Source organism: Lutibacter sp. B1 (assembly GCF_012524075.1).
In the GTDB taxonomy this organism is placed as follows: Bacteria; Bacteroidota; Bacteroidia; order Flavobacteriales; family Flavobacteriaceae; genus Lutibacter.
Map to the genome: position 1 here is coordinate 99,677 of NZ_JAAZUI010000002.1, position 18,763 is coordinate 118,439.

An 18,763-nucleotide genomic window follows, 5' to 3' on the forward strand; every position below is an offset into this window, starting at 1 on the left:
ACAAATATATAAAATTAATCTTTGAAACAAAAATGATTCTAATAAAATTGTTAGTTTTTTGTGTATTAGCTTTTAGTTAAAAGCTGGTAAAGCTGTTCTTTTTCCTTATCTGTTAAATTTACAGTAGTTTTAATCACTTCATTATCAGCATCAATATGAATTTTACGACCTAAAGGAGTTAATTTAATTTGAACAATACGTTGGTCTTTTTTATTTCTCTTTTTAACAATATATTTGTTTTCCATCAATTTATTAAGAGATCTTGAAACATTTGGACTATCATCAATCATTAACTTCTTAATTTGATTTACGGTTAGTACTTCACCTTCTGCTTCAGATAAAACATGTAATATTTGTAATTGAATTAAAGATAAATTAAAACGCTTAATATTCATCGTCATGTCATGTGCTAATTCCTGAGCAGTACACATTAACAATGTAACAAGCTTTTGATCTAGTTCCCAATTTGAATTTATAATTAAATTTTTATTTGCCATTTTAAATTAGTGTAATAATCTATACAAGTACACCGTAAAGATAACTGGTTCACAATGTATATGCAAATTTAGATTACACCCTAAAATAGTACTTCAAAAAAAGATTTAATATATTATAAAGAATCTATTTTTTCTTTCCTATAAGTAAACATACAGGATAACAAATATTACCACCCGTAGGACCACAAAAACTACACCACCATTTTGTTGCAGGAAGATATGCTGCTTTTAATTGTTCACATTTTACTGGGAGTTTTACTGTTTTATTTTTCATAATAAAGTTGTTTTAGTTATATAATATAATACATGTAAATATATTCCGCGTATTATTTATGTAAAAATACATTTCTTAAAATTATTTTCAAAATATAATAGCATTAAAATAATCTATCTAAAAAAGCTTCTTATTGATTTATTAAATTATAATTTTTATATTTGTCGCTCAAGATTTAATCTTAAACAATTTAATACATAAAACTATGGAATTCTACAATCTTAACGTAAATACACCCAAAGGAGAAATTCTTAAAATGTCAGATTTTAAAGGCAAAGCAGTTTTAATAGTTAATACAGCAACAAAATGTGGTTTAACACCTCAATTTGAAGGTTTAGAAAAATTACATCAAAAATATAAAGATAAAGGACTGGTTGTTTTAGGATTTCCTTGCAATCAATTTTTAAATCAAGAGCCGGAGACTAATGAAACTATGGAAGAGAATTGTAAAGTTAATTTTGGTGTTACATTTCCTCTAACTGAAAAAATTGAGGTAAACGGAGAAAATACACATGAAATTTTTAAGTATTTAAAAAGTAAACTTAGAGGAGGATTATTTGGGAGTAAAATTAAATGGAACTTTACAAAATTTTTAATTACTCCGGAAGGTAAACCGTATAAACGATACGCACCTACTACTACACCTTTTAAAATAGAAAAAGATATTAAACAATTATTACAATTATAATGAAAAACGATTCAGATTTATTTTTAGACAATCAGTTGTGTTTCCCGTTTTATGCAACATCTCGTTTAATAACAAGGTTATATCAACCTTTATTAAAAAAAATTGATCTAACCTACCCACAATATTTAGTAATGCTTGTACTTTGGGAATCGGATAGTATTATTGTGAGTCAGTTAGGTAAACGCTTATTCCTTAATTCAAACACGTTAACTCCATTACTTAAAAAAATGGAACAAAAAGGTTTGCTAATTAGAAAAAGGTCAAACGAAGATGAAAGAACAGTTATAATTGAGCTGACTTCGAAAGGGCAAAAATTAAAAACAAAGGCAACCGGCATACCAAATTCATTAAAAGAACAGTTAAATATTAATATGCCTATGGAAGATATTTTGGAGCTAAAAAAATCCTTATGGAAGTTTTTAGGAAATTTTGAAACAATACAACTTTAATCCATTTAAAATGAAAACAACGTACTGTATTTTTTTTGAACTCCATAAATAATCTAAGCTACTTTCTTAAAAATTGATTTAACATCCGGAATTATCAATAGCACATATACTACAGCTGATATAACAAGTAGTATTTTACCAATAATACAATAAGTACAACTATAAAAATTATTTGTAAATCCAAATAAACAAGAAGTACAACCAACAATTGCCATTATCAAATAATCAATAAAAAGTATCATAGGAATTAAAAAAGCCGATTTTAAAACAATATCTTTCATAACTTTGATTTTAAATTATAACTACTAAAACCTATACCTAGTAAACACATTTAATACTTTTTTAAAACTTTAAATAAGTACTAATTTATTTTCTTTTTCTATTAAAGTTAAGAAGTAAATTAGCTACAATAAAATAATTCAAATCAAGAAATTAATCGATTTTTAGTTATATTATTATCTATGAAAGATGTAACTTTACGTAATTACTTATGTAGTTTTAACTGTTTTTAGATTAATTATGCCTTATTTTTTAAATAAAAAAAGTCATTTTGACTATGAGTTTTTAAATGCAAAAGAGTGTTTAAATATTTTGACTGAAGATGAAAAAAATGAATTGGTCAAACATAAAACTGATATTGTATTTGAAGCCGGTGAAACAATTATTAAAAGAGGACTTTTAGCCAATAGCATATTGTATTTGAATGAAGGCTTAGTTAAGTTAGATTTTATTAACAACGACAAACCTTCTACTTTAAGTTTAATTAAACCACATTCTTTTATTGGTATTATTTGTTGTTTTGCTTTTAAAAAATACGATTTTACCGTTACTGCCATTGAAAAAACTAAGATTAGTTTTATTGATATGGATGTTTTTGAAAATTTTATAAAAAGTAATGGTGAGTTTGCTTTTCATCTTATAAAACACATGTCTGGTGTTACAAATATTTTATTTCATAGAATTACAACACTATCACAAAATAATATAGATGGAGCCTTATCTTTTTTATTATTAGATTTTGCAAAAATCTATAATTCAAACAAATATACATTACCCGTTTCGCGTATAGAGATTGCAAATATTATAGGTTATTCTAAAGAAAGCGCAATAAACACACTGTCAAAATTCAATAAAGAAGGAATTATTAAAGTCACAGGTAAAAAAATAGAACTACTTGATGTAGAAAAATTAGAGCAAATATGCAAAACCGGTTGATTTTGTATATGAAATATATTCTAAATTGCTTTCCTAAAAAGTAATTTTACATCTGGAAATATAAGTACTCCATAAGTAATAGCAGATATTCCAATTATTATCCCACCAATAATACAGTATGTACAACTATAAAAATCATTAGTAAATCCTAGCAGACACGATGTGCATCCTACCAATATCATTATAACATAATCAATAAATATGAGTAGCGGTATTAACATTAATGATTTTAAAACTATATCTTTCATAACCTTACACTTAAAAAATTTCTTATTAAATTATCTGAACCAAAATTAAGTTGTCTAATAACCTTAAAAAATTTCTTCTCCCCCAAAAAATATAGTTCACTTTATTAAATTATTATCTATTAATAATGTAATTTTACATTGCTTTTAATGTAAAATTAAATACTATGCCTGATTTTATAAAACAGAAAGGTAGCCTTAAATATGATTTTTTAAATGCAAAAGAGTGTTTAAACATACTTACTGAGGCAGAAAAAGATGAATTAGTAAAACACAAAACTGATGTTGAATTTGAGCCAGGTGAAATCATTATTAAAAGAGGAATCCTGGCAAATAACATTTTATATTTAACAGAAGGTTTGTTAAAATTAGAAATTATTAATGATGAAAAGCCTTACACCATTGGGCTAATCCAATCAAGTTCATTTATAGGTATTGTGTGTTGTTTTGCTTTTAAAAAATACGATTTTACCGCTACAGCTATAGAAAAAACTACGGTTAGTTTTATTGAAATGGCTACTATTGAAAAATTTATAAAAACAAATGGAGATTTTGCCCTGCACTTAATCAAACACATGTCTGGTGTTACCAATGGATTATTTCATAGAATTACCAAACTTTCACAAAAAAATATTGAAGGTGCTATTGCTTTGCAATTATTAGATTTTTCAGAAATTTATAATTCTCTAAATTATACTTTACCAGTTGTTAGAAAAGAACTTGGTGAAATTGTAGGATATTCAAAAGAAAGCGTTATAAATACGTTATCTAAATTCAACAAAGAAGAAATTATAAAAGTAAATGACAGGAAAATAACAATCTTAGACAAAGATAAACTAGCTCAAATTAGCAAATTAGGTTAGTTAAATTAACATAGTAATTTACATTTTTCATTTCATAAAAATAATAAACTTAATACCCTTAATAACAAAACCATACAAATTAAATTCCTAAACAACTAGCCGTTTTTTGTTACAAATAAATTACATTTTTAAATACTCAAATAGTTATTCCTATCCATTAAATTTTGTATTTTTAAACATAATTATAATAACAAATAACAATGGTTTACAAACTAACATCTTTAAAAACTTTTATTTTAATTTTTACAATCATTTTTTCAATATCATGCAGTAGTTCCAATAGTCAAATTGAACAAAATATAGATGAAGAAATTATTAAAGAAACACCCAATGATGAAGTTTTAGACAATGAAGATGAAAATACAGAAGACGAGCAACAAACCTACAATTCTGTTGTTGAAGAATACGGCCAATTAACCATTTCAGGTAATAAAATAGTTGATCAAAATGGCAGCGCAATTCAGCTTAGAGGAATGTCTTTTTTTTGGAGTCAATGGATTGGAAAATATTACAATCATGAAACCGTAAAGTGGTTGAAAGATGATTGGCAATGTACAGTTGTGAGAGCCGCTTTAGCTGTTGATTACGATGGATATTTAGTACATCCTGAACAAGAAAAAGCAAAAATTATGGCTGTGATAGATGCAGCTATTGAAGAAGGTATTTATGTAATTATCGATTGGCACGACCATGAAGCTGAAAAACACACAGAACAGGCCAAAGCTTTTTTTGCAGAAATGGCTGAAAAATATGGAGAATATCCAAATGTGATTTATGAAACCTTTAATGAACCTTTAGATATTTCATGGAATGAAGTTTTAAAACCATATCATGAGGCCGTTATTGCTGAAATACGAAAATATGATCCTGATAATATTATTGTTTGCGGTACTAGAAATTGGTCTCAAAATGTTGATGATGTTATTGGTAATAAAATTGATGATGCCAACGTGGCTTATACCCTACACTACTATGCCGCAACGCATAAACAATGGTTAAGAGATATTGCAACTTCGGCCCTAAATAATAACGTTCCTCTTTTTGTAACCGAGTTTGGCACTACACAGGCTTCTGGTGATGAGTCTATTGATGTTGAGGAATCTGAACTATGGTGGCAGTATTTAGACGAACATAAAATTTCATGGTGTAACTGGTCTGTGGCTGATAAAGAGGAATTAGCTGCGGCTTTAAAACCGGGCACCAGTTCAACAGGTGGTTGGAGCGAAGCTGAACTAACAACTTCCGGAAAAATGGTGAGAGATGAATTGAAAAAAAAGAATAAAGCGTATAAATAAAAATAACAAATTAAAACTATTATTAATCTTTAAAAAATGATACTAATAGATAACCCTTATGTTTCCGATTTTCTGATTAATACTATAAAAAGTAACAACCTTAAAATTGTAGCAACATCTGAAGCAAAAAGCTTAATACCTGATCCATCATTAAATTGGATCGATGAAAGTGAAGCAATCAATATTCTTAAAAATAAGAAAAATGTTTCTATTTATAGCAATTCTGAAAATTCTATAAATTGGGTTGATGAAAATTTAGGGTTTACAAACCTTCCAAATCAAATACAGTTATTTAAAAACAAAGTAAAGTTCAGAGAATTAATACAAGAGCTTTTTCCTAACTATTTTTTTAAAAGCGTAAAATTTAACGAGTTAAAAAACATTGATATTCATCAATTTCAGTTTCCTCTTATAATTAAACCGGCAATAGGTTTTTTTAGTATTGGAGTGTATAAAGTAGAATCTCCAACCGATTGGAATATTGTTTTAACAAAGTTATATACTGAAATTACCGAACTCAAAAATGTATATCCTAAACAGGTAATTGATGTTTCAGACTTTATTATTGAAGAGTATATTGAAGGTGATGAATATGCCATAGATTGTTATTTTAATAACAAAGGTGAACCTGTAATACTAAATATACTTCATCATGTATTTTCATCAGGAAAAGATGTAAGCGACCGAGTTTACACTACTTCAAAAGAAATTATACTAAAACACAAAGACAATATTCAACACTTTTTAAACTTGTTGGGAAAAAAAGCTGATTTAACTAATTTTCCTATTCATATTGAAATTAGAATAAATAATCAGCATAAAATTTATCCTATTGAAGTAAATCCGTTACGTTTTGGAGGATGGTGCACAACTGCAGATTTAACTTGGTATGCATATAAATTTAATTCTTACGAGTATTTTTTAAATAATAAAAAGCCTGATTGGAATCACATTTTTGAAACACAAAATAACAAACTGTACAGTTTAATTGCTTTAAATAATAATTCGGGAATTAAAGACTCTGAAATTGAATCGTTTAATTTTGAAAAGCTATGGAAAGACTTTGAAAATCCTTTGAATTTACGAGAATTTGATTTTAGAAAATACGATATGTTTGGTATGTTATTTACCGAAACTTCTTACGGAAATGAAGCAGAACTTACTGAAATTTTAACATCCGATTTAAAAAAATACATAAACCTAAAAGAACACTCCAATGCACTTTGATAGTAAAGCAAAAAACTGGGATACTGATATCAATAAAATAAAAAGAGCAAGTATTTTTGCGAAAGAAATTACTGATTTTATTCAGCCAAAAAAATCGGCTACCGCTCTTGAATTTGGTTGCGGAACAGGTTTGCTAAGTTTTGAGCTAAAAGATGCTTTTAACTCAATTACACTTGTCGATAATTCTGTAGGAATGATTGATGTTTTGAAGGAAAAAATAGAAAAACATAAAATTAAAAATTTCAATCCGCTAACAATTAACTTATTAGAAGACAAGTTTAACCTAAAAAGTGTTGATGTAATTTATACATTAATGACATTACATCATATAAACGATTTAGATGCCATTTTTAAAATATTCAATACTCTTTTAAATACCAATGGTTATTTATGTATTGCCGATTTAGTTAAAGAAGACGGTTCTTTTCATCCAAAAGAAATGAATTTTGACGGGCATACCGGATTTGATAAAGATAAATTGAGTTCAATTTTATTAAAAAATGGTTTTAAAATTAAATATTATACAATTTGTTATGAAGTTGAAAAAGTGAGAAAAAATCAACTAAAAAAATATCCTCTATTTTTATTAATTGCTAAAAAAGTAGCATAAAATCCCAATTCCGATTTAATCAAGTAATAAAACAGCACAACATCTTAATTCAACAACTCTGCATTTTCTATTTTTTATAGTGTATTATCTGATTTTACTTTACTTATAATTAGATGTGTAACTATAAAATTAAAAAAAATGAAAACAACATTAAATGTAAGTTTAGCAACAATATTAATGGCCTTGCTAGTTATTGTACCTTCCGTTACTAACGGTCAGAACAAAAAAACGGTTATAAAAAAGTATTTAACCGAATTAACACCAAATTCTGTTAACAAAACTCTTCAAAAATACAGAATGACAGCTATTTATACCAATCGTGATCTTTATGGAACCTTTATAGATAAAACAAAGGTTACAGGTGATTATACAATAGGTCTTAACAATGGTTTTGTTAACTGGAACAATGTTTCTATTTCAAATTCAAAAAATTACTTAGACGATTTTCCTGAAGGAATTAAACAAGAATATATGGAAAATATAACATATGTTCCTTCACCCAAAATACTAGACCCTCAAACTTTTAAAGATTTTCCGGAAAATTCAGAAACTGTGTTTTCCAGAAATCTAATTTGGGATATGTATGCTATTGAAGAATTTGCGTGGAACTATACAGACTCATTAGAGTTAAACAAAACCTATCGAATTCCTAAAATAAAAGGTAAGTTTGATATGGCTGATATTGGTACTTACGCTCATACAGAAATACAATTGTGCTGGACAGGTATTTCTGCAATAGACAATTCATTATTTGCCGTTATTGAATTTAGAGCTCTTGACAATAAAGTTGAAATAACAATGCCTGGTGTAAATATGAAAGGAACTGAACAATATTGGGGTACTGTATGGATTTCTCTAAAAAATAAATTGATAGGACGTGCTGTTATGTACAGTGGCACAATACAAGAACTTAAAATGGATGGTTTTGACACTAAATTTATAATTAAAACAATTAGAGAATTGTGGGTAGATAAAATTCAGTAAAATCAAGTAAATTTGTTAGTATGAAAACGCTTAATCTTGAAACAATTCTTGATCAGCGGAGATTATATTCTCATCTTGTATATCTCCTTATCTCTTTATTGGCAGTAATTTTTTCAACTTTTACAAATAACTCTTCAGTATTGTTTCAAGATTATATTGAATTTACTTTGCTCGTGTTTAGCTATTTAGAAGCATTCATTTTTATTGCCCGAAAAATATTTATAAATTTTAGTACTGATACCACAAGTAAAGAATTTCTTCAAAATATACTTTTTAGATTATTGATTTTTTACATTACTTGTTTTGTTGCTGCTTTAATTATTTTTATCTCATTTCGCTACTTCTATCATTGGATTTATAACCTAAATACATCAAATATACTATCTGATTTTTTTTATTATGAATTCAATTCGTGGTTTAAATCAATCATTAAAGGACTATCATTCGGTGTAGTTATATTTCTTGTTATTCAATGGATAGAAGCCTTAAAAAGAGAACGAAAACTAAAAGAAGAAAGTCTTATTTTTCAAAATGAAACACTCAAAAATCAGATAAATCCACATTTCCTGTTCAATAGTTTAAATACGCTTTCTTCATTAATAAGCACACAACCGGAAGTTGCTGAAATTTTTATAAGCAGACTGTCTTCAATTTACAGATATATTATTGAAAACAGTAAGAAAGATAAAGTTCCTCTTCAAGCAGAATTAGAATTTATAAATAACTATTTTGATCTTCATAAAATTAGAGATGAAGAAAAAATAGCACTTACTATAAATATTTCTAATGCTGAAAGTTATATGATTCTTCCTATTTCGCTTCAAATACTTGTTGAAAATGCTATTAAACATAATATGGCAACACGTGAAAATCCATTAAAAATTTCAATCTACATTGAAAATCAGCAGATTATTGTAAAAAATAATCTTCAAAAAATGGCAGTTCAATTACAATCAACAAAAACAGGGCTTAAAAATTTATCGGAACGCGTAAAACTAATAACAGGTAAATCTCTAATTGTAGAAGAAACAACTGCAGATTTTATTGTAAAAATACCTTTATTGTTATGAATATATTGATAATTGAAAATGAAAGACCTGCAGCCGATAAGCTGAAACGTCTTCTAAAAAAAATAGATACAAGCATTACAATTGTTGGAGTTATTGAAACAGTTGAAGGAAGCGTAAACTGGTTACAAAATAACCCGTCACCTGATTTAATTTTACTTGACATACAACTTGATGATGGTATTTGTTTTGAAATATTTGAAACCATAAAAGTAGATACGCCTATTATTTTTACAACAGCTTATAACAAATATGTACTGCAAGCTTTTGAAGTAAACAGTGTTGATTATATTTTGAAACCTATTGAAGAAAATGAATTACGCAAAGCACTGAAGAAATTTAAAACTTACCATTATAAATTTTCCGGAGATATTCTAAAGCAAATTTTTGGTAAATTGAACAAACAATATAAAACACGTTTTCTTATTAAAATAGGATTGCATTATAAGTCGATACCCGTAAATGAAATTTGCTGTTTTTATATTTTAGAACGGGCAACATTTGCAAAAACACTCTCCGGAAATGAATATCCTATTGATAATTCTTTAGAGTATCTTCAAAAAATAGTGGATCCTGATAAATTTTTCAGAATTAATAGAAGTTGTTTAGTACACATGAATGCAATTAGTGATATTTTGAGTTATTCTTCAAGCAGACTTCAACTAAAACTAAATGAAAAAACACCCTCTTTTAATAAAGATTATTTAGTAGTTAGCAGAGAAAAAGTAACCGAATTTAAAAAGTGGATAAGTAAATAACGTCTCTTTCTAACTGATAAATTATAAAACATACATGCCAATAAGTATAGCTTTATTGTTTCTAAATTCACTACCTTTATACACTTAAACTTTTGTTTATTCAAACACTAAATTTAATGACGTACAAAGCAATGAAATCAATACATTTTTTATTTATTTTAATACTACTTAATCACTTCTCATACGCTCAAGAAAGAGAAATAACTGAACTTAAAAACAATTGGAAATTCTTTAAAGGTGAGAATAGTGATGCTTTTCAAAAAGACTTTAATGATGAAGATTGGCGTAATGTTTCTATTCCACACGATTGGGCTATAGAAGAACCTTTTGTACTTGACGGTAACGGAGATACAGGAAAATTACCATGGAAAGGCGAAGGTTGGTACAGAAGAACTCTCGAAATACCACAAAATTACAGTGGCAAAAAATTGTATTTATTGTGCGACGGAATTATGGCTTTTCCTAAAATATATATAAATGGCAAACTTGCCGGTGAATGGGATTATGGTTATAATTCTTTTTATGTTGATATTACCGATTTTATCAATTTGAATGAAGAAAACACACTTGCTATACATGTTGATACCCGAAAACATGACAGCAGATGGTATCCCGGAGCAGGAATTTACAGAAAAATTCAACTTATTGCTGTAAATCCTATTCATGTAGATATTTGGGGAACATACATAACTACTCCAATTATTAAACCTAATTATGCGGATGTTAGAATAGCAACAACTTTAAATAATTATTCAAACTCTTCTGAAAAAATTAAGATAAAACACACCATTTTAACTGCTGATAATACTATTATTTCTGAAAATGAAGTTGAAGAAAATATCAATATCAATAGTAATAAAATAGTAGAAACTACCATTACTTTAACCAATCCAAAACGTTGGGATATTGAAACACCAAATTTGTATACTTTGCAAACAACTATTTATAAAGGCAACAAAATTTTAGATACCTACAAAACTACTTTTGGCGTTCGAGATATTCGTTTTACTGCTGATAATGGTTTTTACTTAAATGATAAAAGAGTTCAGTTAAAAGGCGTAAATCTGCATCACGATCACGGTCCGTTAGGCGCAGCTTTCAACAAAAGAGCTATGGAAAGACAGCTAGAGATTATGAAAAGTATGGGTTGTAACGCAGTTAGAACCAGTCATAATGTGGCTGCACCTGAATTGTTAGAATTATGTGATAAAATGGGAATGTTAGTATTTAACGAAGTTTTTGATAAATACGATGCCAAAGCTGACATACTTGAAAACACTGATTTTGAAAGTTTTGCACAAAGAAATATCAAAAATTTTGTGGTAAGAGATAGAAATCATCCATCTATATTTCTATGGAGTGTTGGTAACGAAATTCCCGATGTACAATGGAATCTTGATAATGGTTTTTACAGACTGCAAACTATGGTTAATTATGTGAAGAAATACGATAATACTCGCCCAACAACTTTAGTTTGTGACAGTTATAAAAGTGCCGAACTACGTCATTTTGATTATTACGATGTACATAGCTGGAACTATGGAAGAAGATACAGTTTAGCTCGTCAGCTTGAACCAAACAAACCTGTAATTATCAGCGAATCGGCTTCAACATTAAGCACCAGAGGTTTTTACGAGTTTCCATTACCGGAAGATAAAACCAATTTCACCAAATCTTTACAAGTGAGTTCGTACGATTTAAATGCTCCTGAATGGGCAGAACTGGCCGATGACGATTTTATGTGGCAACAGGATGAGTCATATGTTGCAGGTGAATTTATTTGGACAGGTTTTGATTATCTTGGCGAACCAACACCGTATAACAATAAATGGGTTTTAGATAATGGTATGACCGACAAAGAAGCTTCTCGAAGTTCTTATTTTGGCGTGGTAGATTTATGTGGAATTCCGAAAGATCGTTATTACTTATACAAAAGTTATTGGAAACCCGATGAAACTACTATCCACATTCTTCCTCACTGGAACTGGGATGATAGAGTTGGTAAAAAAACACCGGTTTTTGTATATACTAATGGCGATTGTGCCGAGCTTTTCCTCAACGGAAAATCACAAGGTAAAAAATGTAAAAACCCGAAGTCTGAAAATTCAACTGAACGCTTCAGATTAATGTGGAATGATGTTATCTATCAACCCGGAGAATTAAAAGCAGTAGCTTATAAAGAAGGCAAAATATTAGGAGAAAATACAGTAAAAACTGCGGGAGAACCTTATAAATTGATATTAACTCCCGATAGAAAAATACTAAAATCTGATGGCGAAGATTTATCTTACATACTTGTTGAAGCGGTTGATAAAAACGGAAATTTATGTCCGTTAGCCAATAATAAAGTTGAATTCAAAATTAAAGGAAATGCTCAAATTGCAGGTGTTGGAAATGGAAACCCTCAATCTTTTAGTCCTTTTAAATCAAATACAGTAGATTTGTTTTATGGTAAAGCAATGCTACTTATACAATCCAAAAACAACAAAGAAACTATAACTGTTACAGCATCTTCAAAAAATATGAAAAATGCCGAAACATCTCTAAAAATTGAATAAACATGATTACAAATCAAATTTCATACAAACAATTCATTTATTTATTAGTATTAATTCCAATTTTTCTTTTCTCTTGTTCGGGTGATAATGATAATGACCTTGATTCGGATAAAATAGATGAAGTTGATGAAATTGAAGAAGTTGATGAAACTGATAGTGATTATATAAGTGCTGCCGACTTATCTCTTTTACCAAAAATTGAAAACACAAATGCTGTTTTCTATAATTTAGAAAATCAAACTGAAGATGTTCTAACTACGTTAAAAAACAATGGTGTAAACACTATAAGACTAAGAATATGGCACACACCGGAGGACAGTCATTCAAGTTTTGACGAAGTAAAATCATTCTCAGAAAAAATTCACGCTAAAGGTTTAAAAGTATGGATTACAGTTCATTATTCCGATACTTGGGCAGATCCTGCCAACCAAACACCACCTACAAATTGGCAAGGACTGACCTTTAATGATTTGAAAGATAAAATGTACACATACACTAAAAGTATTGTAACCGAAATACAACCTGATTTTATCCAAATTGGGAATGAAATTAATTCAGGTATGTTATTCCCATTCGGTACTATTGAAAGTAACGAAACTCAATTTATCAGTTTACTTTCTGAAGGTGTTAAAGCGGTTAGAGATAATTCTACCAAAACAAAAATCATTATTCATTTTGCAGGAATCGAAGGTTCCGATTGGTTTTATAACAAAGTAAAAAATATTGATTATGATATTATAGGTCTTTCCTACTACCCTATTTGGCATGGTAAAGATTTGAACAATCTTAAATCTACTCTAAACAGTTTAAGTACAACATACAATAAAGATATTTTGATTGCTGAAACTGCATATCCTTTTACTTTAGATTGGAATGATTGGACCGATAATATTGTTGGATTGGAAGAACAATTAATTTTACCTGACTACCCGGCAACTCCTACCGGACAAAAAGATTTTATTGCAAAAATTAAGGAAATTGTAACTCAAACCAATGAAGGAATTGGTTTTTGTTATTGGGGCGGTGAGTTAATTGCTTTTGACGGACCGGAATCTAAAAATGGTTCCAGTTGGGAAAATCAAGCCTTATTTGATTTTGATAATAAAGCATTACCAGTTCTTTCAGAATTTAAAATTGAATAATAGTATAAAAATAAAAAGCTTCAATTGTAAATTACTATACATTTATATCGTTTAGAATTAATTAACTTAGCGTTTATTTTTTTTAATTTCATAGTTAAATCTAAACAATATGATTCTAGACGATACTTTAAAAATTTTAAAAAACAGGTACAGTAAACAACTGGAAAACCTTATTATTAAAAATGTTGTAGTTGGAATTCATCTCACAGCAGTTAAATTAAGTGACAACAGTTTTGGAGTTGCAAGTACGGTAGATGATACTGAGGTTTTTTGTTTAAAAAAAGATAGAGATTATGGAGATTTTACACCTTCAAAAATAAAAGGTAAAAAAGTTATTGATTTACTTGAATCTTCAAAACAATCCAATATCATAAATACCTTAAAAATCGCGGTAATAAATGCAATATCCTCTAAAATTTTATCAAATTCAAACTATAAAATACTACAAAATACCGATCCGGTAGATTTATTAAATTTGGATGGAGGAAAAACTGTAACCATTGTTGGTGCATTTCAATCATACATCAATAAAATTGCTGCCACCAATAATAAACTACACGTTTTAGAATTAAATGAAAATGCCTTGGTTGAAGGTCAAAAACAATATTATGTTCCTGCAATTGAATTTAAAAGAATTATCCCAAAATCTAATATTGTTATTATTACAGGATTAACACTTGTTAATAATACAATTGATGGTTTACTTGAGGTAATTTCACCTGAAACTGAAGTAATTGTTACCGGTCCGTCAAGTAGTTTAATTCCTGATATTTTATTTGAAAATAAAATTAAATATATTGGAGCTGTACAACTAACCGATTGTGATAAGCTTTTTGAAGTTGTTAGTGAAGGCGGTAAAGGCTATCATTTATTTAAATATTGTGCCCAAAAAATTTGTATTGTTAATGAGTAAAAATACAAAAGTTTTAGACGAGAAATGGATTAAAGCTTCTATTATCGGTACTACTTGGGCTGCTTCAGAAATTGTACTTGGAAGTTTTTTACACAATTTAAAAGTTCCCTTTAGCGGTAATGCTTTAACAGCTATTGGAATTATTATTCTAATCTCAGCTAGTTATATTTGGAAAGAAAAAGGACTGTTTTGGAGAGCCGGATTAATATGTGCTATTATGAAAACAATGTCTCCAAGTGCGGTTATATTTGGACCAATGATAGCTATTTTTAGTCAATCATTATTACTTGAAGGCAGTGTACGTATTTTTGGAAAAACAATTATTGGCTATGCAATAGGTTCAATGTTGGCAATGTCTTGGAATTTGTTTCAAAAAATTATAAACTTCATTATTTTTTATGGAATGAACATTGTTGAAGTTTATGAAAGTCTGTTACAAATGGCTCAAAAACAACTTTATATCCAATTTAACATTGTTTGGCTACCAATTATCATTTTATTAGTTATCTATGCAATTTTAGGTTTGTTTTCAGCTTATATAGGCATTAAAGTGGGTAGAAAAATAAAAAATGAACCTGTAAAAGTTAAATCGATACACAATCCTTCAAACTTTATTCAAAAACAAAGCAAAGCCAATAAAAATTTTAAGCATTCTTTAGTTTGGCTTTTTATAGATATTCTATTAATTATCAGCTCTCTATATTTATTATCAAAAACACATTGGCTTGTTTGGAGTAGTATTATTATTTTAGTTGTAAGTATTTGGGCTTTACGCTATAAAAGAGCTCTAAAACAATTGTTAAAACCAAAATTTTGGGTGTTTTTTGTTTTAATAACTATGCTTACAGCCTATGTTTTCACCAAAATTCAAGGCCAAAGCATAGAAGAAGCACTTTTAACTGGGCTTCAAATGAATTTTAGAGCCATTGTAATTATTATTGGTTTTTCTGTTTTAGGAACCGAATTATACAATCCTAAAATTCAAGCTTTTTTCTTAAAGACTTCTTTTAAACAATTACCGCTTGTACTTGAACTTTCTTTTGAAAGTCTACCTTTAATGATTGCGAGTATTCCCAACTTTAAATCCATCGTTAAAAATCCTATTTCGATAATTTCTGAAGTTATTTCTCAGGCTGAATTCAGATTAGATGAAATAAAAAAGAAACTTAATTTTAAGCAGCAACTATTTATTATTACAGGCTCCATTGAAGAAGGAAAAACAACAGCTATAAAAAATAGTATTGAAGAATTACAACAACAAAACATAACAATTGGCGGTTTTTATTCTCCCAGAATAATAGAAAATAATATTACAATTGGTTATGATATTGTTGCTGTACAAACCCTTGAAAAAGAACCATTTTTAAGAATTTCAACCAATAAAAGCCTCCAAAATATTGGTAAATACAGCATCTTAGAAAAAGGATTACAAAAAGGAATTGACGCTTTAAAACCAACAAACAACCTTAACAATAAAATTGTTGTAATTGATGAAGTTGGAAGATTAGAATTAAACAATAAAGGCTGGGCAAAAAGTATCCAAGAATTAGTAAATACATCAAACAATCACATTTTAATAACCGTTAGAGATCATTTTCTTGAAAAAGTTCTTGAAAAATGGAATTTTAAAAATCACTATGTATTTGATGTTTCAAAAAACGATTACAAAACTATTAGTAATACTATTTTAGAAAAATTAGAAACCTAATTAAACTTCAAGCACCAATTCGTCATAAGCTAAAAACACATTTTCAGGCAAAGTTTTTTCAACTTCTGCATGAAAACCTAAATGATGGCTTATGTGTGTTAAATACGCTTTTTTAGGTTTTAATTCAGCTATTAAAGCTAATGCTTCCTCTAAATTCAAATGCGAATGATGAGATTTATGACGGATGGCATTTAACACCAATACATCTATATTTTGTAATTTCTTTTTACCGGAATCAGGAATTGTTTTTACATCTGTTAAATACGCAAAATCTTTAAATCGATATCCTAAAATTGGTAAATTTCCATGCATCACTTCTATTGGAATCACTTCTAAATTTCCTAATACAAATGGAGTTTCTGAGATTTCATTTTCCTTAATACTTGGCGCACCGGGATATTTATCAACTTCATTAAAAATATAATCAAATCTTTTTTCTAAATTAACTAAAACTCTTCGCTGTGCATAAATAGGAACTTCTCCTAATTGAAAACTAAAAGGGCGTATATCATCCAAACCGGCAATATGATCAGAATGTTCGTGAGTAAATAATACCCCATCTATTTTTCTTACATCTGCTCTTAACATTTGATATCTAAAATCCGGACCGCAATCTACAACATAAGCATACTTATCCCATTCAACCAAAATGGAAACTCTTAAACGCTTATCTCTTTTATCTTTTGATAAACATACCGGATGTGAGCAATTTATAACTGGTATTCCTTGTGATGTTCCTGTTCCTAAAAAAGTAATTTTCAAATTCAATAAAATTTAAAAAAACAGTTTTTTATACTGTTAATTGTAATAATTATTACATAATTAATAAAATAAATTGAAATAGCTTATCAATATTAAAAATAATGATTTTTATCAACCTTTAAAGTTAATTATTTCTTTATTTTTACCGTACAACAGTTAAGTAATTTAGTATATTAAAAATGAACAATATTAAATCAACCTCTAAATACTTTTTAAACTTTATTTATTTATTCTTAATTGCCTTGATTGTTCATAAAACTAAAAATATATCTATCTATGAAACTAGCTTAACAGCTGGTTTTCTTATTTTTCTGAATAACGAAAAAATCATTCAAATAATTCAATCTGAATTATACATATTCAAAATTACACACAATAAAAAATAATAAATATGAAAATAGGCATATTAAAAGAATCTAAAAAAGGTGAAAGACGTGTTTCTATTTCGCCTAATATTGCCAAACAACTAATTGAAAAAGGCTTTGAAATTTTTGTTGAAGAAGATGCCGGAGTAGCTTCGTCTTTTAAAAATTCTGACTATACAAAAGTAGGCGCCGTAGTTGATATTCGAGGAGTTGTTTTTAAGGAATCTAATATTCTTATTAAAATTAATCCTTTTGATGAAGATGATTTAAAATTAGTGGACGAAAGCCATATTTTAATGAGTCAGTTATTTCATAAATCTCATCCCGAGCTTATTAAAGCAATTGCCGAAAAAGGTGCTTCTGCATTTTCTATGGATGCTATGCCTCGTATTTCAAGAGCTCAGGATATGGATGTTTTAAGCTCACAAAGTAATTTGGCAGGTTACAAAGCGGTAATTTTAGGTGCTTATGAAATGACAAAAATTTTCCCTTTAATGATGACTGCTGCAGGTACAATTACTCCTTCAAGAGTTTTAATATATGGAGTTGGTGTTGCAGGTTTACAAGCAATAGCCACCGCAAAACGTTTAGGTGCTGTTGTTGAAGCTACTGATATTCGTTTAGAAACTAAAGAACAAACAGAATCTTTAGGTGCTAAATTTATTACAGTTGATAATACAGGCGAAGCAAAGGCTGAAGGCGGTTATGCTAAAGAAGCCTCCGAAGATTACGCGCGTAGACAAAAAGAAGCCGTAAACAAATCACTATTCCAAGCAGATTTAGTTATCACAACCGCTATGGTTCCGGGTAGAAAATCTCCTGTTTTAATTACAGAAGAACAAGTTAAACAAATGAAGAATGGAGCAGTAATAGTTGATTTGGCAGCAGCTCAAGGCGGTAACTGTGAGCTAAGTAAGTTAAACCAAAATATTATTAAATACGGAGTTAAAATTATTGGTACAACCATAGCGCCTGAAAGTGTTTCAACAAATGCAAGCGATTTATACGCTAAAAATATGTTCAATTTTATAATGCATTTAACTGAAAATAATGAGTTTAAATGGGATTTAGAAGAAGAGATTACTGATGAAACATTAATTGTACAAAACGGAAAAATTAGAAAAAACGGAAAAACTGAATAAA

General features: G+C 28.4%; 19 protein-coding genes. 15 read left to right on the forward strand and 4 right to left on the reverse strand.

Going from position 1 to position 18,763, the window contains the following annotated elements; genetic code table 11:
• Positions 1 to 65: 65 nt before the first annotated feature.
• Both HGB55_RS01855 and HGB55_RS01860 read right to left on the reverse strand, forming a co-directional pair.
• Positions 66 to 497, reverse strand: a complete 432-nt coding sequence (locus tag HGB55_RS01855; protein WP_168814105.1) for a MarR family winged helix-turn-helix transcriptional regulator — start codon at positions 495 to 497, stop codon at positions 66 to 68.
• Positions 498 to 621: 124 nt separating this feature from the next.
• Entirely contained in the window at positions 622 to 771 is a 150-nt protein-coding gene (locus HGB55_RS01860; RefSeq protein ID WP_168814107.1) for a hypothetical protein, read from the reverse strand.
• 205 nt (positions 772 to 976) lie between these two features.
• Here HGB55_RS01860 and HGB55_RS01865 point away from each other — a divergent pair, with 205 nt between their 5' ends.
• Positions 977 to 1,459 carry a glutathione peroxidase gene (locus tag HGB55_RS01865; RefSeq protein ID WP_168814109.1) on the forward strand — a complete coding sequence of 161 codons (483 nt, stop codon included), beginning with the start codon at positions 977 to 979 and terminating at the stop codon, positions 1,457 to 1,459.
• Entirely contained in the window at positions 1,459 to 1,908 is a 450-nt protein-coding gene (locus tag HGB55_RS01870; RefSeq protein WP_168814111.1) for a MarR family winged helix-turn-helix transcriptional regulator, read from the forward strand. Before HGB55_RS01865 ends, HGB55_RS01870 begins: the two co-directional genes overlap by 1 nt.
• 53 nt (positions 1,909 to 1,961) lie before the next feature.
• Here the strand turns inward: HGB55_RS01870 and HGB55_RS01875 are convergent, their stop codons facing one another.
• Positions 1,962 to 2,189, reverse strand: a complete 228-nt coding sequence (locus HGB55_RS01875) for a hypothetical protein (protein ID WP_168814113.1) — start codon at positions 2,187 to 2,189, stop codon at positions 1,962 to 1,964.
• Between the two features lie 238 nt (positions 2,190 to 2,427).
• Between HGB55_RS01875 and HGB55_RS01880 the strand changes: the two genes are divergently transcribed.
• The 12 genes from HGB55_RS01880 (at position 2,428) to HGB55_RS01935 (ending at position 16,493) form a co-directional block, all read left to right on the forward strand.
• Positions 2,428 to 3,123: a Crp/Fnr family transcriptional regulator gene (locus tag HGB55_RS01880; RefSeq protein ID WP_168814115.1), complete on the forward strand. Its 696-nt coding sequence runs from the start codon at positions 2,428 to 2,430 to the stop codon at positions 3,121 to 3,123.
• Positions 3,124 to 3,535: 412 nt separating this feature from the next.
• A complete protein-coding gene (locus tag HGB55_RS01885) occupies positions 3,536 to 4,231 on the forward strand; it encodes a Crp/Fnr family transcriptional regulator (RefSeq protein WP_168814116.1) in 696 nt (231 codons plus the stop codon).
• Between the two features lie 200 nt (positions 4,232 to 4,431).
• Positions 4,432 to 5,526, forward strand: a complete 1,095-nt coding sequence (locus HGB55_RS01890; protein WP_168814118.1) for a glycoside hydrolase family 5 protein — start codon at positions 4,432 to 4,434, stop codon at positions 5,524 to 5,526.
• 36 nt (positions 5,527 to 5,562) lie between these two features.
• The gene (locus HGB55_RS01895) at positions 5,563 to 6,753 is read left to right on the forward strand and encodes an ATP-grasp domain-containing protein (RefSeq protein WP_168814120.1); all 1,191 of its coding nucleotides are present in this window, start codon (positions 5,563 to 5,565) and stop codon (positions 6,751 to 6,753) included.
• Complete coding sequence (locus tag HGB55_RS01900) at positions 6,743 to 7,363, forward strand: class I SAM-dependent methyltransferase (RefSeq protein ID WP_168814122.1); 621 nt, start codon at positions 6,743 to 6,745, stop codon at positions 7,361 to 7,363. Before HGB55_RS01895 ends, HGB55_RS01900 begins: the two co-directional genes overlap by 11 nt.
• A gap of 138 nt (positions 7,364 to 7,501) precedes the next feature.
• Entirely contained in the window at positions 7,502 to 8,347 is an 846-nt protein-coding gene (locus HGB55_RS01905; RefSeq protein WP_168814124.1) for a hypothetical protein, read from the forward strand.
• 20 nt (positions 8,348 to 8,367) lie between these two features.
• Positions 8,368 to 9,417, forward strand: a complete 1,050-nt coding sequence (locus HGB55_RS01910; RefSeq protein WP_168814126.1) for a sensor histidine kinase — start codon at positions 8,368 to 8,370, stop codon at positions 9,415 to 9,417.
• Complete coding sequence (locus HGB55_RS01915) at positions 9,414 to 10,172, forward strand: LytTR family DNA-binding domain-containing protein (RefSeq protein ID WP_168814128.1); 759 nt, start codon at positions 9,414 to 9,416, stop codon at positions 10,170 to 10,172. The genes HGB55_RS01910 and HGB55_RS01915 overlap by 4 nt, the downstream gene beginning before the upstream one ends.
• Positions 10,173 to 10,288: 116 nt before the next feature.
• Positions 10,289 to 12,730 (forward strand): glycoside hydrolase family 2 TIM barrel-domain containing protein, encoded by a 2,442-nt coding sequence (locus tag HGB55_RS01920; RefSeq protein ID WP_247649172.1) that lies wholly within the window; start codon positions 10,289 to 10,291, stop codon positions 12,728 to 12,730.
• Between the two features lie 2 nt (positions 12,731 to 12,732).
• On the forward strand, positions 12,733 to 13,872 hold the full coding sequence (locus HGB55_RS01925; protein WP_168814129.1) for a glycosyl hydrolase 53 family protein: 1,140 nt from the start codon (positions 12,733 to 12,735) through the stop codon (positions 13,870 to 13,872).
• Positions 13,873 to 13,981: 109 nt separating this feature from the next.
• The gene (locus HGB55_RS01930) at positions 13,982 to 14,785 is read left to right on the forward strand and encodes a DUF364 domain-containing protein (protein ID WP_168814131.1); all 804 of its coding nucleotides are present in this window, start codon (positions 13,982 to 13,984) and stop codon (positions 14,783 to 14,785) included.
• Entirely contained in the window at positions 14,778 to 16,493 is a 1,716-nt protein-coding gene (locus tag HGB55_RS01935) for a nucleoside-triphosphatase (protein ID WP_168814132.1), read from the forward strand. The genes HGB55_RS01930 and HGB55_RS01935 overlap by 8 nt, the downstream gene beginning before the upstream one ends.
• Here the strand turns inward: HGB55_RS01935 and HGB55_RS01940 are convergent, their stop codons facing one another.
• Positions 16,494 to 17,255, reverse strand: coding sequence for an MBL fold metallo-hydrolase (locus tag HGB55_RS01940; protein WP_168814133.1), 762 nt, complete (start codon positions 17,253 to 17,255; stop codon positions 16,494 to 16,496).
• Positions 17,256 to 17,646: 391 nt separating this feature from the next.
• Here HGB55_RS01940 and HGB55_RS01945 point away from each other — a divergent pair, with 391 nt between their 5' ends.
• Positions 17,647 to 18,762, forward strand: a complete 1,116-nt coding sequence (locus HGB55_RS01945) for a Re/Si-specific NAD(P)(+) transhydrogenase subunit alpha (RefSeq protein ID WP_168814134.1) — start codon at positions 17,647 to 17,649, stop codon at positions 18,760 to 18,762.
• Position 18,763 lies beyond the last annotated feature (1 nt).